Below are 23,520 nucleotides of genomic sequence, written 5' to 3'. Positions count from 1 at the left end.
GGACCGCAACCGCAGGGTACGGACGGTGGGTCAGGTGGGACTGCCGGGGAACGGGACGGTCAGCGGGGTGACGCCCGCGCTGCGCCGCCACCGGGTGGCCCGTACCGCGCAGTCGGTCAGCGCGTTGAGCGCCCGGGTGCGGTCCGCGCCGGTGGTGACCGGCAGCGCCACCCGCCAGAACGCCGCGGTGCGCTCCTCCACCTGCACCGCCAGTCGCAGCGCGGTGGCCCGGTCGGTGACCGGGAACGGCAGGGCGTAGCCGGCCTGGTCGGGTGGCACCGTTGCGCCGGCCGCGCTGAGCTGGAGCACGAGCGCGTCGCGTCGGGACCGGTGGGCCGCCTCGGCGGCGCGGGCCGCCCGCCGGTCGGCGTCGGTGAGGTGCACCCCGATCGGGCCGTAGGCGTAGATCGCGGCGTATTCGGCGGCCAACGCCCCGGCGAGCGCGTCGCCGGGGGTGGCGGGGGCGGTGGAGCGGCTCACTTCAGCGCCTCCAGGTGGGTGGCACGGGCGGCGGTGATCGCGCCGAGCAGCGCGGCCCGGTCGCCCGGCGCGTCGGCGCACGCCTTCGCCGCGTTGTCCCGGCCGCGCTGCTCGGCCGTCCGTAGCGCGGCCAGTACGGCGGCGCGGTCACCTCCGGCGGCGGACGGGTCCGGCGACGCCGCGGCGGAGGGTTCGGGGCGGCCGATCACCCGGCGCAGCTCGTCGGCGTGCGCGGCGTGCGCGTCGGCGATCGGGGTGAGCCGGTCGGCCAGCCCCGGATCGGCGGCGATCGCGGCCCGGTGCCGGTCGGCCAGCGACCGGGCCTCCGTCGCGAGGGGTTCCAGCGGGTCGGGCGGCGGGGTCGGGTCGTCGCGGTCGAGAAGACCACACCCGGTCAGCGGTACGGCGGCGACGCCGGCCGCCAGGAGCGCGCCGGCCCGCAGCACGGTACGCCGGGACTGCCCCGTTGCGTCGTGGTGCGTCGTTGTTCTGCCCGTGGCCACCGGACAAGTCAACACCATGCCCGGCGTCCGCCGGGCGACCGCCGTCGGTGCGCCGCCGGGGCCGCCGTACCGACGGCGCGTTACGCTCTGCGCAGCCACCGGCGCTGCCGCCCCGGTGGCGTCCCGGCGTGCCGGTCCGACGACCGCCGCCGACCAGGAGAAGGGTGCCCAGATGACGCAGCGTGGCCGTGCCACCAGGCCGACGGCACCGGCGGGACGCTCCCGCCGCACCGACGGTCCCCGGGGCGGCGACCGTGCCGGCGCATCCCGGGGTGACCTGGCCGCCCGTCGTGACCGGCTGCGCGCGGTGATCGAGCCGGTGGTCGCCGGGGCGGGCTACGACCTGGAGGACGTCTCGGTCTCCCGGGCCGGCCGCCGGCACGTGGTCCGGGTGATCGTGGACGCCGACGGCGGGATCAACCTGGACGCGGTCGCGGTCGTCTCGCGGGCGGTCTCGGCGGCGCTGGACGCGGCCGAGGAGTCCGGCGGGGACATCGTGGCGGGGGAGTACCAGTTGGAGGTCAGCTCCCCGGGGGTGGACCGCCCGCTGACCCTGCCCCGGCACTGGCGGCGCAACGCCGGCCGGCTGGTGAAGGTGACCGTACGGGCCGGCGAGCCCGCCGTGGACCGGCAGGTCACCGGGCGGGTGACGGCGGCCGACGACGAGCGTGTGGTGCTGGAGACCGAGTCCGGTCCGGTGGAGCACCGCTACGCCGAGCTGGGCCCCGGCCGGGTCCAGGTCGAGTTCCACCGCCTCGACGAGATCGACGAGGCGGACGAGATCGACGAGGTCGGCGACGACACCGACGAAGATGACGACGATGATGTGGAGGACGAGGAGAGGTGAACATCGACCTCGCGGCGCTGCGCGCACTGGAGCGCGAGCGGGAGATCCCGTTCGACACGATCCTCGCGGCGATCGAGACCGCGTTGCTGACCGCCTACCGGCACACCGACGGCGCCGAGTCGCACGCCCGGGTGGAGATCGACCGTAAGAACGGCGCCGCCCTGGTCTACGCCCAGGAGTTGGACGACGACGGCAGCGTGGTGCGGGAGTGGGACGACACCCCGCACGACTTCGGCCGGATCGCGGCGATGACCGCCAAGCAGGTGATCCTCCAGCGGCTGCGGGAGGCCACCGACGAGGTGCACTTCGGCGAGTACGTCGGCCGCGACGGTGACCTGGTCACCGGCGTGGTGCAGGCGCACGAGGCGCGCAGCGAGAAGGGCATCGTCAGCGTCGACCTGGGCAAGCTGGAGGGCGTGCTGCCGCAGTCCGAGCAGGTGCCCGGCGAGCGGTACACCCACGGTGAGCGGATCCGCTGCGTGGTGGTGCACGTGACCAAGGGGATGCGCGGGCCGCAGATCACCCTGTCCCGGTCGCACCCGGCGCTGGTGAAGAAGCTCTTCGCGCTGGAGGTGCCGGAGATCGCCGACGGCACCGTGGAGATCGGGGCGATCGCCCGTGAGGCAGGTCACCGCACCAAGATCGCCGTCCGGTCCACCGTGCAGGGCGTGAACGCCAAGGGTGCCTGCATCGGGCCGATGGGCCAGCGGGTCCGCGCGGTGATGAGCGAGCTGCACGGCGAGAAGATCGACATTATCGACTGGTCGGACGACCCGGCGACGTTCGTCGGTAACGCGCTCTCGCCGGCCAAGGCGCTGCGGGTCGAGGTGGTCGACCTGGCCACCCGTACGGCCCGGGTGACCGTCCCGGACTTCCAGCTCTCCCTGGCGATCGGCCGGGAGGGGCAGAATGCCCGGCTTGCGGCCCGGTTGACCGGTTGGCGGATCGACATCCGGTCCGACGCGGAGCAGCCGGGCGCCGGCGGTCGGGGTGGAGGCGAGCACGTCCCGGAGCCGGGCGGAGCGATCTCGGCCGGCTAGGGGTAGACTTCTTCCAGTGGTACGACGCGCGCATCCGGAGCGCACCTGTGTGGGCTGCCGGAAACGTGCGCCGGCCAGCGAACTGCTGCGGATCGTCGCGGTCGGTGACGAGGATGGTCACAGTCTCCGGCCTGATCCGAGCCGCAGTCTGCCGGGTCGGGGAGCGAACATGCACCCGGATCCGGCCTGCTTCGCGCTGGCGGTGCGGCGTCGCGCCTTCGGGCGGGCGCTGCGACTCACCGGGGTCCCCGATCACGGTGCCGTCGCGGAGCACGTCGATGCGCCAACCACTACGTCCGGTCAACCCGATCGGGCGAGGGTCGCTAGCAAGGTAGGACGACCGACATGAGCACACGATGAAGTCCCTGAAATGACCAGGCTTCAAGTGCAGGAGTGAGGTCGCTGCGGGTGCTGCCCGCACGACCTCGGAGTGAGGAGTGCAGTGGCAGGTAAGGCCCGCGTACACGAGCTTGCTAAGGAGCTCGGGGTCGAAAGCAAGACAGTGCTCGCCAAGCTGAAGGAAATGGGCGAGTTCGTGAAGTCCGCGTCCAGCACCGTCGAGGCGCCCGTCGCCCGACGACTGCGTGGCGCATTCGTCGCGTCCGCCGGTGGTTCGTCGGCACCGTCCGCTCCGGCGGCGGCCCCGAGCCCGGCACCGACCCCGACGCCGACCCCGACCCCGGGTGCCCCCCGGGTCTCGGCCCGACCGATGCCGCCCCGGCGGCCGGCCGCGCCGACCCCTGGACCGAAGCCCAAGGGCCCGGTCCCCGGCCCGCCGCAGCCGGTGACCCCGGTCGCCAAGCCGGCGAGCGCACACGACATCGAGGTGGCCGCCGCCGAGGCGCGCGCCGCCGCGTTGAAGGCCGAGCAGGAGGCGGCGGTCAAGGCCGCCCAGGCCGCTCGGCAGCAGCAGCGGGACAACGTCCGGCGGGAGCCGCCCACCGAGGGTGGCCCGCGTCCGGGTCCGCGTCCCGGCCCGAACGCCGTACCGCCGCGTCCGGGTACCCCGGCCGCCGGCCGGCCCGGTGGTCCCCCGGCGGGCCCGGGTGCCCGGCCCGGTGGTCGTCCCCCGGCGCGCGGCGCCGGTAACAACCCGTTCGGCATCCAGGGTGGCCAGCAGCGGCCCCCGGCGGCCGGCGGCGGCGGTCCCCGGCCGAGCCCGGCCGGCATGCCCCCGCGGCCGAGCCCGGCGTCGATGCCGCCGCGGCCCAGCCCGGCCTCGATGCCGAGCCAGCGGCCCACCACCGGTCGCCCCGGCGGCCCCGGTGGCGGTCGTGGCGGCCCCGGTGGCGGTGCCGGTCGTCCCGGTGGCGGTGGCGGTGGCTTCCGTCCCGGTGGCGGCGGTGGCGGTGGCTTCCGTGGCGGTCCCGGTGGCGGCGGTGGCGCCGGCGGCGGTGGCTACCGTGGTGGCCCCGGTGGCGGCGGTGGCGCTCCCGGCGGTGGTTTCCGTCCGGGTGCCCCGGCCGGTGGCGGTGGTCGTCCCGGTGGTGGCGGTCGTGGCCGTGGCGGCGGCGCCGCGGGTGCCTTCGGGCGTCCGGGTGGCCGGCCGACCCGTGGTCGCAAGTCCAAGAAGCAGCGCAGACAGGAGTTCGACAACCTGTCGGCCCCGACCATGAGCTCGGGTGCCCCCCGGGGTCAGGGTCAGGTCGTCCGGCTCTCCCGTGGCGCCTCGTTGTCGGACTTCGCCGACAAGATCAACGCCAACCCGGGTTCGCTGGTCCAGGAGATGTTCAACCTGGGCGAGATGGTCACCGCGACCCAGTCCTGCTCCGACGAGACCCTGCTGCTGCTGGGTGAGCACCTCGGCTTCGACGTGCAGATCGTCAGCCCGGAGGACGAGGACCGCGAGCTGCTCGCGCAGTTCAACATCGACCTCGACGCCGAGGTCGCGGAGGACCGCCTGGTCAGCCGTGCGCCGGTGGTGACCGTCATGGGTCACGTCGACCACGGTAAGACCAAGCTGCTCGACGCGATCCGTAAGGCGAACGTGGTGGCCGGCGAGGCGGGTGGCATCACCCAGCACATCGGCGCGTACCAGGTCCACGTCCCGCACGAGGGCGAGGACCGCGCGGTGACCTTCATCGACACCCCGGGTCACGAGGCGTTCACCGCCATGCGTGCCCGTGGTGCGCAGGTCACCGACATCGTGGTGCTGGTGGTGGCGGCCGACGACGGCGTCATGCCGCAGACGATCGAGGCGCTCAACCACGCCAAGGCGGCCGACGTGCCGATCGTGGTCGCGGTCAACAAGGTCGACAAGCCGGAGGCGAACCCCGACAAGGTCCGCCAGCAGCTGACCGAGTACGGCCTGGTCGCCGAGGAGTACGGCGGCGACACCATGTTCGTCAACGTGGCGGCCAAGCCGGGCATCGGCATCGACGAGCTGCTGGAGGCGGTCCTGCTGACCGCCGACGCGTCGCTGGAGCTGACCGCTCCGATCGACGGGCCGGCGCAGGGTGTGGCCATCGAGGCGCACCTGGACAAGGGTCGCGGTGCGGTGGCGACGGTGCTGGTGCAGAAGGGCACCCTGCGGGCGGGCGACTCGATCGTCGCCGGTGGGGCCCACGGCCGGGTCCGCGCCATGCTCGACGAGAACGGCAACCAGGTCGCCGAGGCCGGTCCGGCCCGTCCGGTCCTGGTGCTCGGTCTGACCGCGGTGCCGGGTGCGGGTGACACCTTCCTGGCCGCCGAGGACGACCGCACGGTGCGGCAGATCGCCGAGCAGCGGCAGGCACGACGGCGGGCGGCGTCCTTCGCCAACTCCCGCGGCCGGGCCACCCTCGAAACGCTCATGGAGCAGCTCAAGGAGGGCGAGAAGACCTCGCTCAACCTGGTGCTCAAGGGCGACGTCTCCGGTTCCGTGGAGGCCCTCGAGGACGCGCTGTTCAACCTCGACATCCCCGAGGAGGTCCAGCTCAGGATCATCCACCGGGGCGTGGGTGCGATCACCGAGAGCGACGTCATGCTCGCGAGCGCCTCGTCCGAGGCGGTCACGATCATCGGCTTCAACGTGCGGGCCGCCAACAAGGTCCGCGAGATCGCCGACCGCGAGGGCGTGGAGATCCGGTACTACACCGTCATCTACCAGGCCATCGAGGAGATCGACGCCGCGCTCAAGGGGCTGCTCAAGCCGGAGTACGAGGAGGTCGAGCTGGGCACCGCGGAGATCCGCGACGTCTTCCGCTCGTCCAAGATCGGCAACATCTCCGGTTGCATCGTCCGGTCTGGCATCATCCGCCGCAACGCCAAGGCGCGGCTGCTGCGGGACGGGGCGGTCGTGGCGGACAACCTCACGATCAGCTCGCTCAAGCGGTTCAAGGACGACGCGACGGAGGTCCGCGAAGGCTTCGAGTGTGGTCTGACTCTGGGCGGTTTCAACAACGTCCAGGTCGGCGACACCATCGAGACCTTCGAGATGCGGGAGAAGCCGCGCGCCTGATCCGAGGCTGACAACAGTGCTCAAGGGGTTTACGCCACCCGGCGTAAACCCCTTGAGCATGTCCGGGCCGCTTCCGTAACGTCCGTGGCGATGTATACCGGAACCGCACTCTTCGACCTGCTCCTGCCGGGTGACTCCCGATCCCTCAAGGCGAAGCGCTCCTACGTCCGGCCCATCGTGGCGGCGCTGCGCCGGTTCGAGGTGTCGGCCGCCGAGGTGGGCGCGCTCGACCTGCACGGGCGGGCCGAGATCGGGGTGGCCGTGGTGGCCGCCGAGGCGACCCACGTCCGCGACGTGCTCGACTCCTGCGAACGCCTGGTCGCCGCCCGTCCCGAGATCGATCTCCTCTCCGTCCGCCGCCACCTCCACACCCCCGAAGACTGACCCCCCTCCCCACCCACCAACCAGCTCCCGCCCCCGCCCCGCGCCCCTCCCCGCCCCGCCTGTTCGCGTTGATCAAGAGGTTTGCGTCAGCTTCGATCTTCAGGTTGACGCGAACCTCTTGATCAATTGACGCAAATTTCTTGATCACCGGGGCGGGGCGGGGTGAGGCAGGGGCGGGGCTGGGCGGGACGTGGGCGAGGCGGGAGTGCGGGGTGGTGGGGCGGGGTGGGGGCGGGCGGGTGGGGGTGGCGCGCGGGTAGTGTTCGAGGTGTTGGGTGGTTGGTCCCGGTGACGCCCGCGTCGCCGCTCCAGCCGCGGAAGGAACGCCCTGGAGGTGGGGGACATGACTGATCCGGCCAAGGTTCGCCGGCACGCCGAGCGGATTCGCGAACTGGTCGCCTCGGTGGTGCGGAGCCAGATCAAGGACCCCCGGCTCGGGATGATCACCATCACCGACGCCCGGATCACCGCCGACCTGCGCGACGCCACCGTCTTCTACACCGTCCTCGGTGACGCGACGGCACAGGCCAGCACCGCCGCCGCGCTGGAGAGCGCCAAGGGCATGCTGCGCAGCACCGTCGGCAAGGCCCTCGGGCTGCGCCACTCGCCCTCCCTGACCTTCGTCCTCGACGACGTGCAGGACCAGGTCAAGCAGATCGACGACCTGCTCGCCCAGGCCCGGCACGCCGACGCCGAGGTGCAGCGGCTGGCCGCCCAGGCCAAGTACGCGGGCGACGCCCAGCCGTACCGGGTCGACGACGAGGACGACGAGGCGGACGACGACGCCACCACCGACACGTCCGCGACGGACCGGCGGTGACGGCCGCCCCGGGCACGGCCGACCAGCTCCGTACCGGGTCGCCGTCCGCCGGCCCCGGCGAGGACGACTGGGCCGCCGCCGTCGCAGCGGTACGCGGTCTGCCGGCCGATGCCCGGGTGCTGCTGATCTGTCACGTCAACCCGGACGGCGACGCGCTGGGCAGCATGCTCGGCTTCGGGCTGGGGCTGCGCCGGCTCGGCGTACGCCGGTTGCAGGCCACCTTCCCGGGGCCGCCCGGGGTGCCGGAGCCGTTCCGATGGCTGCCGGGGCTCGATCTGCTGGTGCCGGCGGCCGAGGCGTACCCGGATCCGGATCTGGTGGTCTGTTTCGACGCCGCGAGCGAGTCGCGGCTCGGTGCCCTGGTCGACCGGCTCGACACCGCCGGCACCTCGATCGTTCTCGACCACCACGCCTCGAACACCGGCTTCGGCGCGGTACATCTGGTCGATCCGACAGCGGCGGCGACCTCGGTCGTCGCCGAGCAGTTGCTCTCCCGGCTCGACGTGCCGCTGGACGCCGAGATCGCGACGGGCCTCTACGTCGCGTTGACCACGGACACCGGCTCGTTCCGGTTCGCGGCCACCACCCCCGAGGTGCACCGGCTCGCCGCCCGGCTGATCGCCACCGGTCTGCACCCCGGGGACATCTCCCGCCAGGTCTTCGACACCCGGCCGTTCGGCGCGGTCCGGCTCTTCGGCGAGGTGCTGGGTCGGGCCCGGCTCGAACCGGAGGCCGCCGCCGGCCACGGCCTGGTCTGGACCGACGCCACCCTCGACGACCTGGCCCGGCACGACCAGCAGCCGTACGTGCTGGAGTCGCTTATCGACTCGGTCCGCTGCACCGCCGAGGCGGACGTCGCGTGCGTGCTCAAGCAGGTCGGGCCGGCCGAGTGGGCGGTGTCGATGCGCAGCAAGGGTGCCGTCGACGTCAGCGCGGTGGCGGTGGCGCTGGGTGGCGGAGGTCACCGCTTCGCCGCCGGTTTCACCGGATCGGGCGACGCCGAGCAGGTCATCGCCCTCATCAGGGCGGAGTTGGCCGGTGCGCTCACCGGTGACCCCGCCGACGCCGACGGGTGTCGGTCTTCCCGCACACGGTGACCCCGGGGAGAATCGGACGATGGAGCAGCCGCACGAGATCGCCGTGGACGTCTCCCGCGCCTGGGACAGGCCGGTGGTCACCGTGCCGGTGCTGGCCTGCCTCTCCCTGGTCGGTGGGCAGTTCCCGTCGTTCTCGGCACAGGCCAACATCTGGACGCTGGGCACCGGCGGCGCGCTGATCTGGCTCGGCCTCGGCAACCGGGTGCAACGTCGGCCGGCGCCGCGCCGGCTGGGCCGGGGCACCGTCTGGTGGCTGCTCCCGGCCGCGCTGTTCGGGGTGCTCGAAGGGGCCACCTTCGTCATGGCGGTCGGCGACGAGTTCCCCACCTTCTCCCGCCTGGCCGATCCCCTGCTGGAGGACGAACTGGTCCGCTCGGCGGCCTGGTTCGCCTGGCTGGCCGCGTTCTGGGGGCTGGTACGGCGATGATGCGCACGCTCGCCATCAGCGGCTTCCTCGCCTCGCTGGTGCTCTTCGCGGCCGTGGAGTGGGCCGCCCGCCGGGAAGGTTCCCGGATTCCGTCACTGGGCGACGTCTGCGCCTACGTCATGCGGTACGAGGTCGGTCCGGTGCCGGTAGGCCGGATCGGCGTGTTCGGGTTCTGGTGGTGGCTCGGCTGGCACTTCCTGGCCCGCTGACCGCTTCCACCGTCGGGTGACGGCCGCTGCGGGCCCGGCAGGAGCGGCGACGCGGACCTGCCCGGCGATCCCGCTCCGGTAGGTCACCCGGCCCGTTTCCGCCCTGCCCGCCCGACCTGGCCCGCGCCACCGGGTGGCACGGGCCCTGCCTTGCCTTGTCTGGCCCGCCCGGCTCCGCTCGCCCGGTTCCCGCGCCGGCTCGCCCGGGTTCTGCCCCGGCTTGCCCGGGTTCTGCGCCGGCTCGCCCGTTTCCGTGCCGGCCCGGCTGGGTTCTGCCCCGGCTCGCCCGGTTTCCGTGCCGGCCCGGCTGGGTTCCGCGCCCACAGCCTGCCTGGGTGTCCCGTGCCTGGGCCGGCCGGTTCAGCGGTGCCGTCTCGTGGCCGGTATGGGCCTGCTCGATCCCACGGGTCACGGGGAACCCCGGCGGGGTCCGGGTGATGCGCGACCCGTGTCGATGCGTGCAGGTCGGTCTGGGCTGCTCTCGGGATGCTTGCCAGGCCCGTCCAGATGACGGGAAGAGTGGGCAGCATGTGGAAAGTAAACGTTAACTTGGGAGAGGCCGACGTCGCGCCGCGACGCAGGTCGCGGGCGGTGGTGCCACACCCGGTGCCGCCTCCCTCCAGGGTCTGACCGACCCGGGCTCACGCTGCCAGGCGAGCCGCTCCGGTGATCCCGGGCCGCCTTCCCGGCGCTCAGCAGGACCGCCCGTCCGGGCCACCTGTTCGGTGGTCCGCACCCTGGAAGGACACCGCCATGGCGACCAAGCCCAAGACCGAGACCACCGACGAGGCCCGCGAGCAGATGCGCCGCGCGTTGCAGACCTCGATGGACACCCGCCAGTGACCCTGCCGCACCGGCGATGACACCGCTGCCCGGCTGAGTTCCGACTCAGCCTGGCTCCGGTGGTCGTGCGCGGTCCGGCCCCGCCCGGCTCGTTTTCACCCACCCCACCGGACTCGGCACCGACCCGTCGTCCCGCCGCTGGTCGGACTCGGTACCCCCAGGCGCGGCCAGGCCCGGCCGCAACGCATGCTCCGGGCCGTCCCACCCTGGCGTCGGCCCGGTCCGGCACCGACTGCTTTTCAGCTTGACCCCGCCTGGCCGCGATCCTGCCCCCGGCCGCGTTCCTGCCCCTGGCCACGATCCCGCCCCCTGGCCGGGATCCCGCCCCCGGCCACAGGCCGTGGCCGCCCGGTTGCGTGGCCGGGCCGGGCCTGCCGCCCGTCCGGTCCGCCCCCGGCACCCGGTTGTGCTCAGTCCTACCGTTCCCGGCTCCGGACGCGTTCGGCGCGGCCGGACCGAGCCGGACCGAGCCGAGCCGAGCCGTGTTCATCCGGTCCGGCGGTGTACGAGGGCGGCTCGCTCCGAGCCGGGTTCGACCGGCTCCGCCAAGCCGTGCCCGGAGGTCGCCCGGCCCGAGCCGTGTTCGACAGGGACGGGTGAGAGCGCTTCCAGAGGTCGTTCGACCGGGTCGTGTGCGACCTGCGGTGATGGGCCGATACCCGTCAGCCGGGCCCGCCCCGGCCCGATCGGCTCGGCCTTCCTCAGTCGGGCGCGCCCCAGCCTGCCCCGGCCCGGTCGGCTCGGCGCGGCGGCCGACCTCAACCCGGTCGGCGGCCGACCTCAGCCCGGTCGGTTCGGCCTGCCTCGGTGTGCCGGTGGGATCGGCCGTCCAGGCAGGGTCGGACACACCCCACGCCCGCTGAGTCCGGCCGGCTCGGCCGAAGCACCCCACCTCACCCACTCTCCGCCACCCGCGCGGATCTCGTCCCCGCGATCGTGTCCCTCGCCGGACGGCTTCCGCCGACCCTCGCTCGGTAAGCGATGCCTAGGCTTGCGTTCCTTACCGCAGGCGTGCCAGGATCGGCGGCGATGAGCCAGTCCACCGCCACCGCCACCGCGCTCGCCTCGCCGCGCCGGATCGCCGCGCTCGCCCTGCCCGCCCTGGTGGTGCTCGCGGCCGAACCGCTCTACGTGCTGGTCGACACCGCCGTCGTGGGGCACCTGGGCCGGGTCCCGCTGGCCGCCCTCGCCGTCGGCGGCACGGTGCTGACGCTCACCGCCTGGCTCGGCACCGTGCTGGCGTACGGCATCACGGGGCGGGCGGCCCGCCGGTTCGGTGCCGGTGACCGGGCTGCGGCGCTGGCCGAGGGTGTCCAGGCGTCCTGGCTGGCGTTCGGGGTGGGCGTGCTGGTGGCCGTCGGCATGCAGTTCGGCGGTGACGCGCTGGCGCGTACCCTCGCCGGTGGCGGTGGCGAGGTGGCCGACACCGCCGGGCAGTGGCTGCGGATCGCGGCCCTCGGCGCGCCCGGGCTGCTGCTGGCCGCCGCCGGCAACGGCTGGCTGCGCGGCATCCAGGACACCCGCCGCCCGCTGCTGTTCGTGCTCGGGCCGAACCTGCTCTCCGCGCTGCTCTGCCCCCTGCTGGTCTACCCCGCCGGACTCGGCGTGGCCGGTTCGGCGGTGGCCAACGCGATCGCCCAGACCGTCTCGGGTGCCCTGTTCGTGGGGGCGTTGCTGCGGGAGCGGGTGGGCGTGCGGCCCCGACCGGCGCTGATCCGCCAGCAGTTGGTGCTCAGCCGGGACCTGCTCATCCGGGGGCTCGCCTTCCAGGCCAGCTTCCTGTCCGCCACCGCCGTCGCCGCCCGGTTCGGTGCCGCCGCCGTGGGGGCCCACCAGATCGCGCTGCAACTGTGGTTCTTCACCGCGCTGCTGCTCGACGCGTTGGCGATCGCCGCGCAGGCGTTGATCGGGGCGACACTGGGCGCGGGCGACGCCGCCGGTGCACGCGCCCTGGCCCGCCGGTTCGCGCTGCTCGGCGGCGTGTGCGGAGTGGCCTTCGCGGTGCTGATCGCCGCCGGGTCCGGCGTCGTGCCGTCCCTGTTCAGCTCCGATCCCGAGGTACGCGGGCAGGCGATGGTGGCGTGGCCCTGGTTCGTGGCGATGCAGCCGTTCGCCGGGGTGGTGTTCGCCCTCGACGGCGTGCTCATCGGTGCCGGCGACATCCGCTACCTGCGCAACCTGACAGTGGTCGCGGCGGTCGGCGGCTTCCTGCCGGCGATCTGGCTCTCCTACGCGTTCGACCTCGGTCTGGGCGGCATCTGGGCCGGCCTCACCCTGCTCGTGGTGATCCGCCTCGTCGGCGTGCTGCTGCGGCTGCGGTCCGGCAGGTGGGCGGTGGTCGGCGCGGTGCGCTGAGCAGCCACCGGGGGCGACCCGTCCGGCCGTACGGTGGTCGGCGGGCCGGGACCCGCGTGGGGGCGCCGGGTCCGACGGCGCGTGATGTGCCGTGCGGTGGCGGGCGGGGTGGACCCGTCTGGCAGGCTTGGCGGTCGTGAACGGTGACGGTCTGATCGTGGTCGACAAGCCCGGCGGCATGACGTCGCACGACGTGGTGGCGCGCATCCGCCGGTTGGCCCGCACCCGCCGGGTCGGGCACGGCGGCACCCTCGACCCGATGGCGACCGGGGTGCTGGTGATCGGGGTCGGCCGGGCCACCCGGTTGCTGACGTACGTGATCGGGGCGGGCAAGAGCTACACCGCGACGGTCCGGCTCGGCCAGTCCACGGTCACCGACGACGCCGAGGGCGACGTGATCGGGACCACGCCCGCCGGTGCGCTGACCGACGCCGCGATCCGGGCCGCGTTCGTGCCGTTGACCGGTGAGATCGACCAGGTGCCCAGCGCGGTGAGCGCCATCAAAATCAACGGGGAGCGGGCGTACAAGCGGGTCCGGGACGGTGAGCAGGTCGAGCTGCCCGCCCGCCGGGTCACCGTCTCCCGGCTCGACGTGTCGGCGATCCGCCGGGACACCCCGGACGTGGTCGACGTGGACATCGACGTCGACTGCTCGTCGGGGACGTACATCCGGGCGCTGGCCCGGGACGCGGGCCTGGCGCTCGGCGTCGGCGGACACCTCACCGCGCTGCGGCGTACCGCTGTGGGCAGTTTCACCCTGGCCGAGTCGGCGACCCTCGCGACGCTGGAGCAGCGCGCGCCCGAGGTGGTCACCCTGCCCCTCGACACCGCCGCCGACAGGTACTTCTCCCGTCGGCAGGCCAGCGCCGACGAGGCGAAGGTGCTCTCCCACGGCGGCCCGCTGTACCCGGTGGGCATCGCCGGACCGTACGCCGTCTTCGGACCGGACGGCGGCCTGATCGCTATCGTCAGCGAGCGGGACGGCCGGGCCCGCGCGGAGATCGTGCTCGCCCCGGCCTGACCGGGCCGTCGGCCGGCACGGCCGGACGGCACAGCGGGGACGGGTGCGGGGACGACGGCCGGCACGACCGGCGGCGGTGGGTACGGGTGTGAGCCGGTCAGCGGCGGAGCAGGGAAGGAGCGGCATGCAGCGGTGGCGGGGGTACGAGGCGGCACCCGGTGACTGGGGGCGGTCGGTCGTCACCATCGGCGTCTTCGACGGCGTGCACCGGGGGCACCAGGCGACCATCGGACACGCCGTGGCGCGGGCCCGTGAGCTGGGCGTACGGTCGGTGGTGGTGACCTTCGACCCGCACCCGGCCGAGGTGGTCCGCCCGGGCGCGCACCCGGCCGTGCTCACCGAGCCCATCCGCAAGGCGGAGCTGATCGAGGCGCTCGGGGTCGACGTGTTGTGCGTGGTGCCGTTCACCGCCGAGCTGTCCCGGCTGCCGGCCGAGGCGTTCGTGCACGACATCCTGGTCGAACACCTGCACGCGGCGCTGGTCGTGGTGGGGGACAACTTCCGGTTCGGGCACCGGGCCGCCGGGAACGTGGCACTGCTCGAACAGCTCGGCCGCACCTACGGCTTCGCGGTGGAGAACGCCCCGCTGGTCGCCGCCGACGGCACGGTCTTCTCCTCGACGTACGTCCGGGCCCGGATCGAGGCCGGGGACGTGGCGGCGGCGACCGTCGTGCTCGGCCGGCCGCACCGCCTCGAGGGGGTGGTGGTGCTGGGCGACCAGCGCGGCCGGGAGCTGGGTTTCCCCACCGCCAACCTGCGCTGCCCGCCGCACGCGGCGGTGCCCGCCGACGGGGTGTACGCCGGCTGGCTGGTACGCGGGGGCATCGAGCGGCTGCCGGCGGCCATCTCGATCGGCACCAACCCGACGTTCGCCGGCCGGGAGCGCCGGGTCGAGGCGCACGTGCTGGACTTCGCCGGCGACCTGTACGGCGAGCAGGTCGCCCTCGACTTCGCCGCCCACCTGCGCGGCCAGATCCGGTACGACGCGATCGAGCCGCTGCTGGCGCAGATGGCCGAGGACGTCGCGCGGACCCGGCTGGCGGTCGCCTGACCGGCCCGGCGGGCGGGGTGGACGGGCCCCCGACGCCCGCCGCGTGGGGCTTGACCGGGCGGTTCCGCGACGGGCTGGTAGTGTGGCGGTGACGTCGGATGACCGACGCGGGGCCTCGCGTGCCTGCACGACGCCGCGGGTGCGAGGTTCGTCCGTCTCCGGTCCACGCGGACCCGAACGACGGACACCAGTTGTCAACCCACCGAAACAGGGAGAACATGGCGCTCGACCAGGAAGCCAAGGCCAAGATCCGCACGGAGTACGCGACCGCCGAGGGCGACACCGGTTCGCCGGAGGTCCAGGTCGCGGTCCTCACCAAGCGGATCGCGGAGCTGACCGAGCACCTGAAGGTGCACAAGCACGACCACCACAGCCGCCGTGGGCTGCTGCTGCTGGTCGGTCGGCGCCGTCGGCTGCTCAACTACGTCCAGAAGAAGGACATCAACCGCTACCGGTCGCTGATCGAGCGGCTCGGCCTGCGCCGATGACGTGACGGGGGAGCGGCCACCGGGTCGCTCCCCCGCTCGGCACCACCAGAAGAAGAGGGCCGCGCGACCACCCGAGAGGGAGCCGGTCAGCGTACCGGTCTCCGGTAGTGGCCCCCGGGCATCCCGGCATCATGCCGGCCACCCGGGCGCTTCGATCGAAGACCGGCCGTCTGAGCAGCTCCGGTGTCGTGGGGCCCACGACGCGAAGGAGTACCGCAGCACATGACCGAGACCAACCTCGGCACCGAATCCCGCACCGCCGTGATCGACAACGGGTCCTTCGGCACCCGTGAGATCACCTTCTCCACCGGCCGGCTGGCCCGCCAGGCCGCCGGCTCCGTCATCGCCCAGCTTGGCGAGACGGTCGTCCTCTCCGCCACCACCGCCGGTAAGCACCCGAAGGAGCAGTTCGACTTCTTCCCGCTGACCGTCGACGTCGAGGAGCGGATGTACGCCGCGGGCCGCATCCCCGGCTCGTTCTTCCGCCGTGAGGGCCGGCCCAGCGAGGACGCGATCCTCACCTGCCGGCTGATCGACCGGCCGCTGCGCCCGTCGTTCGTCAAGGGCCTGCGCAACGAGGTCCAGGTCGTCGAGACCGTCCTCGCGCTCGACCCGCAGCACCCGTACGACGTGGTCGCCATCAACGCGGCCTCGATGTCGACGAAGCTGTCCGGCCTGCCGTTCTCCGGTCCGATCGGGGCGACCCGGGTGGCCCACGTCGAGGGCCAGTGGGTGGCGTTCCCGACCCTGGAGGAGTTGGCCCGCGCCACCTTCGACATGGTGGTGGCCGGCCGGGCCCTCGACGACGGCGACGTCGCGATCATGATGGTCGAGGCCGAGGCGACCCCGCACGCGGTGACCCTGATCGCGGGCGGTGCGACCGCCCCGACCGAGGAGATCGTCGCCAGCGGCCTGGAGGCCGCGAAGCCGGCCATCCGCGAGCTGTGCCGGGCGCAGAGCGAGCTGGCCGAGGTGGCCGCGAAGCCGGTCACCGAGTTCCCGGTCTTCCTGGACTACCAGGACGACGTCTACCAGGCGGTGGCCGAGCTGGTCCGCGCCGAGGTGGCCGAGGCGCTGCAGATCGCCGGCAAGGCCGACCGCGAGGAGGCCCTGGACCGGGTCAAGGCCAAGGTCGCCGAGGAGCTGACCGGCCGGTTCGAGGGCCGGGAGAAGGAACTCTCCGCCGCCTTCCGTTCGCTGACCAAGTCCGAGGTCCGCAACCGGGTGCTGCGTGAGCAGGTCCGCATCGACGGCCGGGGGCCGCGCGACATCCGGCCGCTCACCGCCGAGGTCGGCGTGCTGCCCCGGGTGCACGGTTCCGCGCTGTTCGAGCGGGGCGAGACCCAGATCCTCGGTGTCACCACGCTGAACATGCTGCGCATGGAGCAGATGGTGGACACCCTCTCCCCGGAGAACCGCAAGCGTTACATGCACAACTACAACTTCCCGCCGTACTCGACCGGGGAGACCGGCCGGGTCGGCTCGCCGAAGCGGCGGGAGATCGGCCACGGCGCGCTGGCCGAGCGGGCGCTGCTGCCGGTGCTGCCGTCGCGCGAGGAGTTCCCGTACGCCATCCGGCAGGTCTCCGAGGCGCTCGGCTCCAACGGCTCGACCTCGATGGGGTCGGTCTGCGCCTCGACGCTGGCGCTGCTGTCGGCCGGTGTGCCGCTCAAGGCGCCGGTGGCCGGCATCGCGATGGGCCTGATCTCCGACGAGGTCGACGGCAAGACCCAGTACGTGACGCTGACCGACATCCTCGGTGCCGAGGACGCGTTCGGTGACATGGACTTCAAGGTCGCCGGCACGCCGGAGTTCGTCACCGCGCTCCAGCTCGACACCAAGCTCAACGGCATCCCGTCGGACGTGCTCGCCGCCGCGCTCCAGCAGGCGAACGAGGCCCGGCAGACCATCCTCGGGGTGATGCAGGCGGCGATCGAGGCCCCGGCCGAGATGTCGGACTACGCGCCCCGGGTCACCACCGTCAAGATCCCGGTGGACAAGATCGGCATGGTGATCGGCCCGAAGGGGCAGACCATCAACGCCATCCAGGACGAGACCGGCGCCGAGATCTCCATCGAGGACGACGGCACGATCTACGTCGGCGCGACCAACGGCCCGTCGGCGCAGGCCGCCGTGGACCGGATCAACGGGATCGCCAACCCGACCCTGCCCAAGGCCGGCGAGCGGTTCCTCGGCACGGTGGTCAAGACCGCCGCGTTCGGCGCGTTCATCTCGCTGCTGCCCGGCCGCGACGGCCTGCTGCACATCTCCAAGGTGGGCGACGGCAAGCGGGTCGAGCGGGTCGAGGACTTCCTCAACGTCGGCGACAAGGTCGAGGTGGAGATCGCGGACATCGACGCCCGCGGCAAGATCTACCTGGACAAGGTCCGGCCGGAGGGCGCCGAGGCGCCGGCCGCCGGTGAGGCCGCCGGTGGCGACCGGCCGGCCGGCCGGGGCGGCGACCGGGGTCCGCGTGACCGCGGTGACCGGGGCGGCGACCGCGGTGGTCGCGCTCCGGAGCGCGGCGAGCGTGGCCCGGGTGGCGGCGAGGGTGGCGACGGCGGCGAGCGTCCGCGTCGGCGTACCCGGCACAGCTGAGCAGTGACCGGCCGGGTGACGACGACGTCGTCACCCGGCCGGTGTGTTCCCTCCACCCCTCGTCGCACGGGAAGCAGGTCTGCGTGAGCCGCGCCCAGCGTTCGTCGTTTCCCCCGGGCCGGCGGCCGGCGGCGTCGCCCGTCCGGCACGCCGTCGCCGGGCAGCCCGGCCGCGCCGGGGCCGCGTCCCGGGCGGTCACCCGCACGATCAGTGACGACCCGCTGGGCGGCACCGTGCGGCGGACCGTGCTGCCGAGCGGGCTGCGGGTGCTCACCGAGGCGATCCCGACGATGCGCAGCGTCTCGTTCGGCATCTGGGTCACGGTCGGCTCGCGGGACGAGACGGGCCCGCAGGCCGGTGCCGCGCACTTCCTGGAACACCTGCTGTTCAAGGGCACCCACAAGCGCACCGCGCTGGAGATCTCCGCCGAGATCGAGGCGGTGGGCGGCGAGACCAACGCCTTCACCACCAAGGAATACACCTGCTACTACGCGCGGGTGCTCGACGAGGACCTGCCGCTGGCCATCGACGTGATGTGCGACGCGGTCGCCGACTCGCTGCTGGAACCGGCCGACGTGGAGACCGAACGTGGGGTCATCCTCGAAGAGATCGCCATGCACGACGACGAGCCCGGCGACGAGGTGCACGACCTGTTCGCCCGCGCCGTCTACGGCGACCACCCCCTCGGCCGATTGATCTCCGGCACCGAGGAGACGGTCACCCCGATGACCCGCAGGCAGATCCAGAGCTTCTACCGCCGCCGCTACACCGCGCCGCAGATCGTGATCGCCGCCGCCGGCAACCTCGACCACGCCACCGTGGTCCGGCTGGTCCGCCAGGCGCTGCGCGGCACCCCGCTGGACACCGACCCGGCCGCGCCGGGCACGCCCCGGCGCAACACCCCGGCGGTACGCACGAAGCCGGCCGCCGTCCTGGTCGAGCCGAAGGAGACCGAGCAGGCGCACGTCATCCTCGGCTGCCCCGGCATCGACCGGGTCGACGAGCGGCGGTTCGCCCTCGGGGTGCTCAACAACGTCCTCGGCGGCGGCATGTCCAGCCGGCTGTTCCAGGAGATCCGCGAACGGCGTGGCCTGGCCTACTCGGTCTACTCCTACGCCAGCCAGTACGCCGACAGCGGCCTGTTCGCCGTCTACGCCGGCTGCGCGCCGGGCAAGGTGGACGAGGTGCTCCGGTTGACCCGCGCCGAGCTGGCCCGGGTGGCCGCCGAGGGGCTCACCGAGGCGGAGGTGGCCCGGGGCAAGGGGATGAGCAAGGGCTCGTTCGTGCTGGGCCTGGAGGACACCGGGTCCCGGATGAGCCGGCTGGCCAAGGGTGAGCTGCTCTACGGCGACCTGATGCCGGTGGACGAGCTGCTGGCCCGGGTCGACGCGGTGACCGTGGCCGACGTGAACACCCTCGCCGCCGAGCTGCTGGGCCGGCCGATGTCGCTGGCGGTGGTCGGCCCGTTCGGCGAGCACGACTTCGCCGGCTGAGCCCGTCGCCCGCCGACCCGTTCCCGGCGACGCGGGCCGTCCCGGCGGTGGTCCGTCCGGCCGGTGTCCCGGTGGTCGGCGTGCGCGGTCGGGTCCGGGTCCGTACCGGGACCGGCCGGTGGGACGGCGGTGGTCCGGCGGTGGTCCGCGTCCCGATTGGGATAGGTTGTGCCGCGTGACTGACGAGCAGGAGAAGGGCCCGGGCGGGGCGGTGCGGGTCGGTGTACTGGGTGCCCGGGGCCGGATGGGCGCCGAGGTGTGCCGGGCGGTCGACGGGGCCGACGACCTGACGCTGGTGGCCGCCGTCGACCAGGGTGACGAGCTGTCCGCCGCCGCCTCCGCCGAGGTGGTCGTCGACTTCACCACCCCGGACGTGGTCATGGACAACCTGCGCTGGTGCATCGACCAGGGCGTGCACGCGGTGGTCGGCACCACCGGCTTCACCGGGCAGCGGCTGGAGCAGGTGCGCGGCTGGCTGGCCGACCGGCCCGACGTCGGGGTGGTGATCGCCCCCAACTTCGGCATCGGCGCGGTGCTGATGATGCAGTTCGCCGCCCGCGCGGCCCGGCACTTCGAGTCCGTGGAGATCATCGAGCAGCACCATCCGCGCAAGCTCGACGCGCCGAGCGGCACCGCCACCCACACCGCCCGGCTGGTCGCGCAGGCCCGCGCCGAGGCCGGCCTCGGCGCGGGCCCCGACGCGACCAAGGACGAGGTGCCCGGCGCGCGGGGCGCCGACATCGACGGGGTACGCGTGCACGCGGTCCGCGCCACCGGCCTGCTCGCCCACCAGGAGGTGCTGTTCGGCACCCTCGGTGAGACGCTGACCATCCGGCACGACTCGTACGACCGGGTGTCGTTCATGCCCGGGGTGCTGCTGGCGGTGCGGGCGGTCCGGCAGCGGCCGGGGCTGACCGTCGGCCTGGACGCCCTGCTCGACTAGCCCCGCCCGGCCGGGGCGGCCGGTCGGTGTCGCGCCGACGCCGGGTGCGGCGGTGGCGGCGAATTCGTTGGCGGTGCGCCGGGGTGCGCCCCTAGGCTGCCCCGGTGCTGGATTCCGGACATACCGATCGGGCCGGGCGGCGGGTCACCCTGCGCCCGGTGGACGACGACAACTGGCGGGCGGTGGCCGACCTGGCCCCCCGCGACGACCAGCGGGGGTGGGTGCCGGCGCTGGCGGCCCGCTACCTGGTGCTGACCTCGCGTTCCGAGGTCTGGACGTCGCTGGCGGTCCACGCCGACGAGACCGTGGCCGGCCACGTCATGTGGGGCGTGGACGACGACGGGTCGCGGTGGATCGGCGGCATGCTGATCGACGCCGCCGAGCAGGGCCGGGGGGTGGGCCGGGCCGCCGTACGCACCCTCGCCGCCTGGCTGGCCGGGCCGGACGGCACGCACCCCGTCCGGTTGTCGTACCACCCGGACAACACGGCCGCCGCCCGGCTCTACACCTCGCTGGGCTTCACCCCGACGGGGGCGGTGGAGGACGACGAGCTGGTCGTCGAGCTGCGCCGTTGACCCGGCGCGGGGTCACTCCTGCTCGATGACGGACAGGATGTTGCCGGCCGGGTCGGTGAACCAGGCGATGGTCGGCCCGTTGTCGCGCATGATCCCCCGGTCGTCCTGCGGCAGCCCCGGGTAGCGCGCGAACCGCACCCCGCGTGCGGTCAGCTCGTCGACCGCCCGGTCGACGTCGGCCACCGGGAAGTTGAGCACCGTGAACGTCGCCGGCACGTGGTCGGCCTTGGGGTAGACCACCACGTCCCGGTCGCCGGCCAGGTGCAGCATCAGCAGTCCGCCGGGGCCGCCGAGCTGCGACACCCGCAGGTCGAGGGTGCCGGCGTAGAACTCCCGGGCCCGGTCGGTGTCGTCGGCCGAGAACCCGCTGAACGCCTTCGTCTCCCGGAACATGCCCGTCTCCCTCACCGTCGGTGGCGCACCGCCGCCTCCGGTCTACCAGGGCGGACCGACAGAACCGACCGGTTCAGGGCGTGTCGTCCGGTTCGGTGGGGACCGCGACGTGCAGCCGTACCTGGGGGACGAGCATGTCGTCGACGTCCAGCGCGCGGGCCGCGCCGTCCGGCTCCCAGCCGGTGCTGGTGAGGAACTTACGGGTCGCCTCGTCGCCGTCGAACGTCCAGGCGACCGCGTGGGTGAACCCGTCGCCGCGCCAGGCGTCCACGGCGGCGGCGAGCAGCCGGCTGCCGTGCCCGCGCCGACCCCAGCGCGGCTCGACCAGCAGGTCGGTCACCGCGACCACCCCGGCGCCCAGCGCCGTGGCCGGCTCGCCCGGGGCGAGCGCTTCGGCGTCCGCCGGCCCGGAAGCCGCGAAACCCACCAGATAGGATTGCTCGGCCTGTTCCACGGCGACGAGCACCCGGTGCGCAGCCGAGGGCGGCTCCTGCACCGCCGCGCTCCACCGCCGGGCGAGCCACGCCTCGTCCAGGTTGTCGAGCACGTGCCGGGGCAGCAGTCGACGGTACGCGACCCGCCAGGTCGCGAGCTGCACACGGGCGATCTCGGCGGCGTCCTCGGGACGCGCCGGGCGGACGAACCCCAGAGCCATGGCACGAAAGCCTAGGCCACAGCGAGGGAGACGACGGTGGCGCAGGGGGCCAGGCGGACGGCCGGGCAGGTCGTCACGGTGGTGGTGCTCGCCGTCGCGGTGGCCGCCTTCCTCTCCGTGGCGGCCGTCCGGCACGGCTTCTTCGACCTGAAGGTCTACTACGGCGCACTGACCTTCTGGGTGCACGACCACGGCGAGATCTACGACTACCTCAAGCCCGGCACCCAGTACGGCTTCACCTACCCGCCGTTCGCCGCGCTGGTGATGCTGCCGATGGCGTACCTGCCGTGGCCGGTCGCGATCACCGTCAGCGTGGCCGCCACGGTGCTGGTCAGCGCGGTGCTGGTCTGGTGGCTGCTCGACCCGGTCGCCCGGCGGGCCGGCTGGACCCGGTGGTTCGTCCTGGCGGTGGCGCTCTGCCTGGCCGCCGCGTTCGAGCCGATGCGGGAGACGGTCAACTTCGGCCAGGTCAACATGCTGCTGCTGTTCCTGGTCGCGGTGGACCTGCTGCGGCTGCTGCCGGCCGGCAACCGGTGGGCCGGGGTCGGCATCGGGCTGGCCACCGCGATCAAGCTGACCCCGGGCGTCTTCATCGTCTACCTGCTGATCACCAGGCGGTTCCGGGCCGCCGGCACCGCCGTCGCCGCCGCGGCCGCGGCCACCCTGCTCGCCGCGGCCCTCTTCCCCGACGCCGCCCGCGAGTTCTGGACGTCGGCGCTGTGGAACACCGACCGGGTGGGCGAGTTGGCGTTCGTGTCCAACCAGTCGCTGCGCGGCGTGGTGGCCCGGCTCGACCCGGAACACCCGAGCACCCTGGCCTGGCTGGCGCTGGTGCTGGTCACCCTGGCCGTCTGGACGTGGCGCTGCCGGGCCGCCGTGGCGCTCGGCGACGAGGCCACCGGGCTGGCCCTGACCGGCGCGCTGATGTGCCTGGTCAGCCCGGTCACCTGGGTGCACCACCTGGTCTGGTTGATCCCGGCGCTGATCCTGCTGGTCGACAACGTGGTCGCCGCGCCCGCCGGCAGCCTGCGGCGGCGCGCGCTGCTGGCCCTCGCGGTGATCTCCTACGTGCTGCTGTGCAGCCGGATCGTCTGGGCCTGGGAGAAGGACTTCACCGGGGTCGGCGGCTTCCTGGGCAGCAACACCTACGTCTGGATCAGCCTCGCGTTGCTGGTGCTGCTGCCGATCCGCACCTGGGCCGCCCCGGTCGGCGGCCGGCCGGGCGACCCGGCCGGACCGGTCGACCCCGGGGCCGGTCGGCGGCCGGCGGGCTCAGCCGGGGAGCCGGCCGGTGTAGCGCAGTTCGTCGAGGTGGACCGGGGGACCGCCGCCGGCCAGCGGCACCCGGTACCGGGACCGCTCACCGTCGGCTGACAGGCCGGCCCGCTCGTAGAACCGGCGGGCGCGGACGTTGTCGGCCAGCACCCACACCCGGTACTCCCGCCAGCTGTTCGCCGCCAGCCCGTCCCGGGCGGCGGCGAACAGGGCCTGCGCGGTGCCGTCACCCCAGCGCGCCGGCTCCACGTAGATCGCCAGCACCTCGCCGTACGCCGGGTCCAGGTCGTCCCGGTCCTGGTTGTTGCGGTACGGCCCGAAGGTGGTGAATCCGGCCGGCAGCCCGTCGACCTCGGCGAGCAGGGTGGTGAACGGGTGCTCCGGGTGGGCCGTGCCCACGTCCCGCCGGCGTTGCGCCCAGGCCACCGGGTTGAGCCGGGCCAGCACCTCGGCGGGCATGATGCCGGCGTACCCGGCCTGCCAGCCGTGGATGTGCACCCGGGCGATCGCTTCGGCGTCGTCGGGCTCCTCGCGGCGGATGGTGAGCATGCGTCCGTTCTATGCCCCGACGGGCGGTCGGTCCA

General features: G+C 73.7%; 23 protein-coding genes. 18 read left to right on the top strand and 5 right to left on the bottom strand.

The window, feature by feature from the left end; genetic code table 11:
- Positions 1 to 30: 30 nt before the first annotated feature.
- Both ACN265_RS23725 and ACN265_RS23720 read right to left on the bottom strand, forming a co-directional pair.
- Positions 31 to 480, bottom strand: coding sequence for a ferritin-like domain-containing protein (locus tag ACN265_RS23725; protein ID WP_421409586.1), 450 nt, complete (start codon positions 478 to 480; stop codon positions 31 to 33).
- Positions 477 to 983 carry a hypothetical protein gene (locus tag ACN265_RS23720; RefSeq protein WP_421409584.1) on the bottom strand — a complete coding sequence of 169 codons (507 nt, stop codon included), beginning with the start codon at positions 981 to 983 and terminating at the stop codon, positions 477 to 479. The genes ACN265_RS23725 and ACN265_RS23720 overlap by 4 nt, the downstream gene beginning before the upstream one ends.
- Before the next feature lie 172 nt (positions 984 to 1,155).
- Between ACN265_RS23720 and rimP the strand changes: the two genes are divergently transcribed.
- The 17 genes from rimP (at position 1,156) to ACN265_RS23635 (ending at position 20,613) form a co-directional block, all read left to right on the top strand.
- Positions 1,156 to 1,830, top strand: a complete 675-nt coding sequence (rimP, locus tag ACN265_RS23715) for a ribosome maturation factor RimP (RefSeq protein WP_357928426.1) — start codon at positions 1,156 to 1,158, stop codon at positions 1,828 to 1,830.
- Positions 1,827 to 2,870: a transcription termination factor NusA gene (gene nusA, locus ACN265_RS23710; RefSeq protein WP_204923884.1), complete on the top strand. Its 1,044-nt coding sequence runs from the start codon at positions 1,827 to 1,829 to the stop codon at positions 2,868 to 2,870. The genes rimP and nusA overlap by 4 nt, the downstream gene beginning before the upstream one ends.
- 16 nt (positions 2,871 to 2,886) lie before the next feature.
- Positions 2,887 to 3,219 (top strand): YlxR family protein, encoded by a 333-nt coding sequence (locus tag ACN265_RS23705; protein WP_088647723.1) that lies wholly within the window; start codon positions 2,887 to 2,889, stop codon positions 3,217 to 3,219.
- 93 nt (positions 3,220 to 3,312) lie between these two features.
- The gene (infB, locus tag ACN265_RS23700; protein WP_204923886.1) at positions 3,313 to 6,309 is read left to right on the top strand and encodes a translation initiation factor IF-2; all 2,997 of its coding nucleotides are present in this window, start codon (positions 3,313 to 3,315) and stop codon (positions 6,307 to 6,309) included.
- Positions 6,310 to 6,399: 90 nt separating this feature from the next.
- Positions 6,400 to 6,693, top strand: coding sequence for a DUF503 domain-containing protein (locus ACN265_RS23695; protein ID WP_088647721.1), 294 nt, complete (start codon positions 6,400 to 6,402; stop codon positions 6,691 to 6,693).
- 343 nt (positions 6,694 to 7,036) lie between these two features.
- Positions 7,037 to 7,513: a 30S ribosome-binding factor RbfA gene (gene rbfA, locus ACN265_RS23690; protein WP_204923888.1), complete on the top strand. Its 477-nt coding sequence runs from the start codon at positions 7,037 to 7,039 to the stop codon at positions 7,511 to 7,513.
- Positions 7,510 to 8,610, top strand: coding sequence for a DHH family phosphoesterase (locus ACN265_RS23685; protein ID WP_421409582.1), 1,101 nt, complete (start codon positions 7,510 to 7,512; stop codon positions 8,608 to 8,610). Before rbfA ends, ACN265_RS23685 begins: the two co-directional genes overlap by 4 nt.
- Positions 8,611 to 8,629: 19 nt before the next feature.
- A complete protein-coding gene (locus ACN265_RS23680; RefSeq protein WP_145918420.1) occupies positions 8,630 to 9,037 on the top strand; it encodes a hypothetical protein in 408 nt (135 codons plus the stop codon).
- A complete protein-coding gene (locus ACN265_RS23675; RefSeq protein WP_194822111.1) occupies positions 9,037 to 9,246 on the top strand; it encodes a DUF6186 family protein in 210 nt (69 codons plus the stop codon). The genes ACN265_RS23680 and ACN265_RS23675 overlap by 1 nt, the downstream gene beginning before the upstream one ends.
- A 1,872-nt stretch (positions 9,247 to 11,118) precedes the next feature.
- A complete protein-coding gene (locus ACN265_RS23670) occupies positions 11,119 to 12,444 on the top strand; it encodes an MATE family efflux transporter (protein WP_204923890.1) in 1,326 nt (441 codons plus the stop codon).
- A 136-nt stretch (positions 12,445 to 12,580) separates the two neighbouring features.
- A complete protein-coding gene (gene truB / locus ACN265_RS23665) occupies positions 12,581 to 13,465 on the top strand; it encodes a tRNA pseudouridine(55) synthase TruB (protein ID WP_421409579.1) in 885 nt (294 codons plus the stop codon).
- A 124-nt stretch (positions 13,466 to 13,589) separates the two neighbouring features.
- Complete coding sequence (locus ACN265_RS23660) at positions 13,590 to 14,516, top strand: bifunctional riboflavin kinase/FAD synthetase (protein WP_204923892.1); 927 nt, start codon at positions 13,590 to 13,592, stop codon at positions 14,514 to 14,516.
- A 218-nt stretch (positions 14,517 to 14,734) separates the two neighbouring features.
- Entirely contained in the window at positions 14,735 to 15,004 is a 270-nt protein-coding gene (gene rpsO / locus ACN265_RS23655) for a 30S ribosomal protein S15 (RefSeq protein ID WP_109804764.1), read from the top strand.
- Positions 15,005 to 15,226: 222 nt separating this feature from the next.
- Positions 15,227 to 17,602, top strand: coding sequence for a polyribonucleotide nucleotidyltransferase (locus ACN265_RS23650; RefSeq protein ID WP_421409578.1), 2,376 nt, complete (start codon positions 15,227 to 15,229; stop codon positions 17,600 to 17,602).
- 206 nt (positions 17,603 to 17,808) lie between these two features.
- Positions 17,809 to 19,095 carry a M16 family metallopeptidase gene (locus ACN265_RS23645; RefSeq protein ID WP_421411601.1) on the top strand — a complete coding sequence of 429 codons (1,287 nt, stop codon included), beginning with the start codon at positions 17,809 to 17,811 and terminating at the stop codon, positions 19,093 to 19,095.
- Between the two features lie 175 nt (positions 19,096 to 19,270).
- Positions 19,271 to 20,038: a 4-hydroxy-tetrahydrodipicolinate reductase gene (dapB, locus tag ACN265_RS23640; RefSeq protein WP_421409576.1), complete on the top strand. Its 768-nt coding sequence runs from the start codon at positions 19,271 to 19,273 to the stop codon at positions 20,036 to 20,038.
- A 104-nt stretch (positions 20,039 to 20,142) separates the two neighbouring features.
- Entirely contained in the window at positions 20,143 to 20,613 is a 471-nt protein-coding gene (locus ACN265_RS23635) for a GNAT family N-acetyltransferase (protein ID WP_421409574.1), read from the top strand.
- Between the two features lie 12 nt (positions 20,614 to 20,625).
- Here ACN265_RS23635 and ACN265_RS23630 read toward each other — a convergent pair whose 3' ends face one another.
- Together ACN265_RS23630 and ACN265_RS23625 are read right to left on the bottom strand one after the other, a co-directional pair.
- A complete protein-coding gene (locus ACN265_RS23630; RefSeq protein WP_145918428.1) occupies positions 20,626 to 21,006 on the bottom strand; it encodes a VOC family protein in 381 nt (126 codons plus the stop codon).
- A 73-nt stretch (positions 21,007 to 21,079) separates the two neighbouring features.
- Complete coding sequence (locus tag ACN265_RS23625) at positions 21,080 to 21,661, bottom strand: GNAT family N-acetyltransferase (protein WP_357928402.1); 582 nt, start codon at positions 21,659 to 21,661, stop codon at positions 21,080 to 21,082.
- A 36-nt stretch (positions 21,662 to 21,697) separates the two neighbouring features.
- Between ACN265_RS23625 and ACN265_RS23620 the strand changes: the two genes are divergently transcribed.
- The gene (locus ACN265_RS23620) at positions 21,698 to 23,035 is read left to right on the top strand and encodes a glycosyltransferase 87 family protein (RefSeq protein ID WP_421409571.1); all 1,338 of its coding nucleotides are present in this window, start codon (positions 21,698 to 21,700) and stop codon (positions 23,033 to 23,035) included.
- Here ACN265_RS23620 and ACN265_RS23615 read toward each other — a convergent pair.
- Positions 22,934 to 23,485, bottom strand: coding sequence for a GNAT family N-acetyltransferase (locus ACN265_RS23615; protein ID WP_357928396.1), 552 nt, complete (start codon positions 23,483 to 23,485; stop codon positions 22,934 to 22,936). The two genes, ACN265_RS23620 and ACN265_RS23615, sit on opposite strands and share 102 nt — an antisense overlap.
- Positions 23,486 to 23,520 lie beyond the last annotated feature (35 nt).

This window comes from Micromonospora sp. WMMD730 (assembly GCF_049178955.1).
Taxonomy (GTDB): domain Bacteria; phylum Actinomycetota; class Actinomycetes; order Mycobacteriales; family Micromonosporaceae; genus Micromonospora; species Micromonospora wenchangensis.
This window is presented reverse-complemented; position numbering and strand designations above follow the sequence as displayed.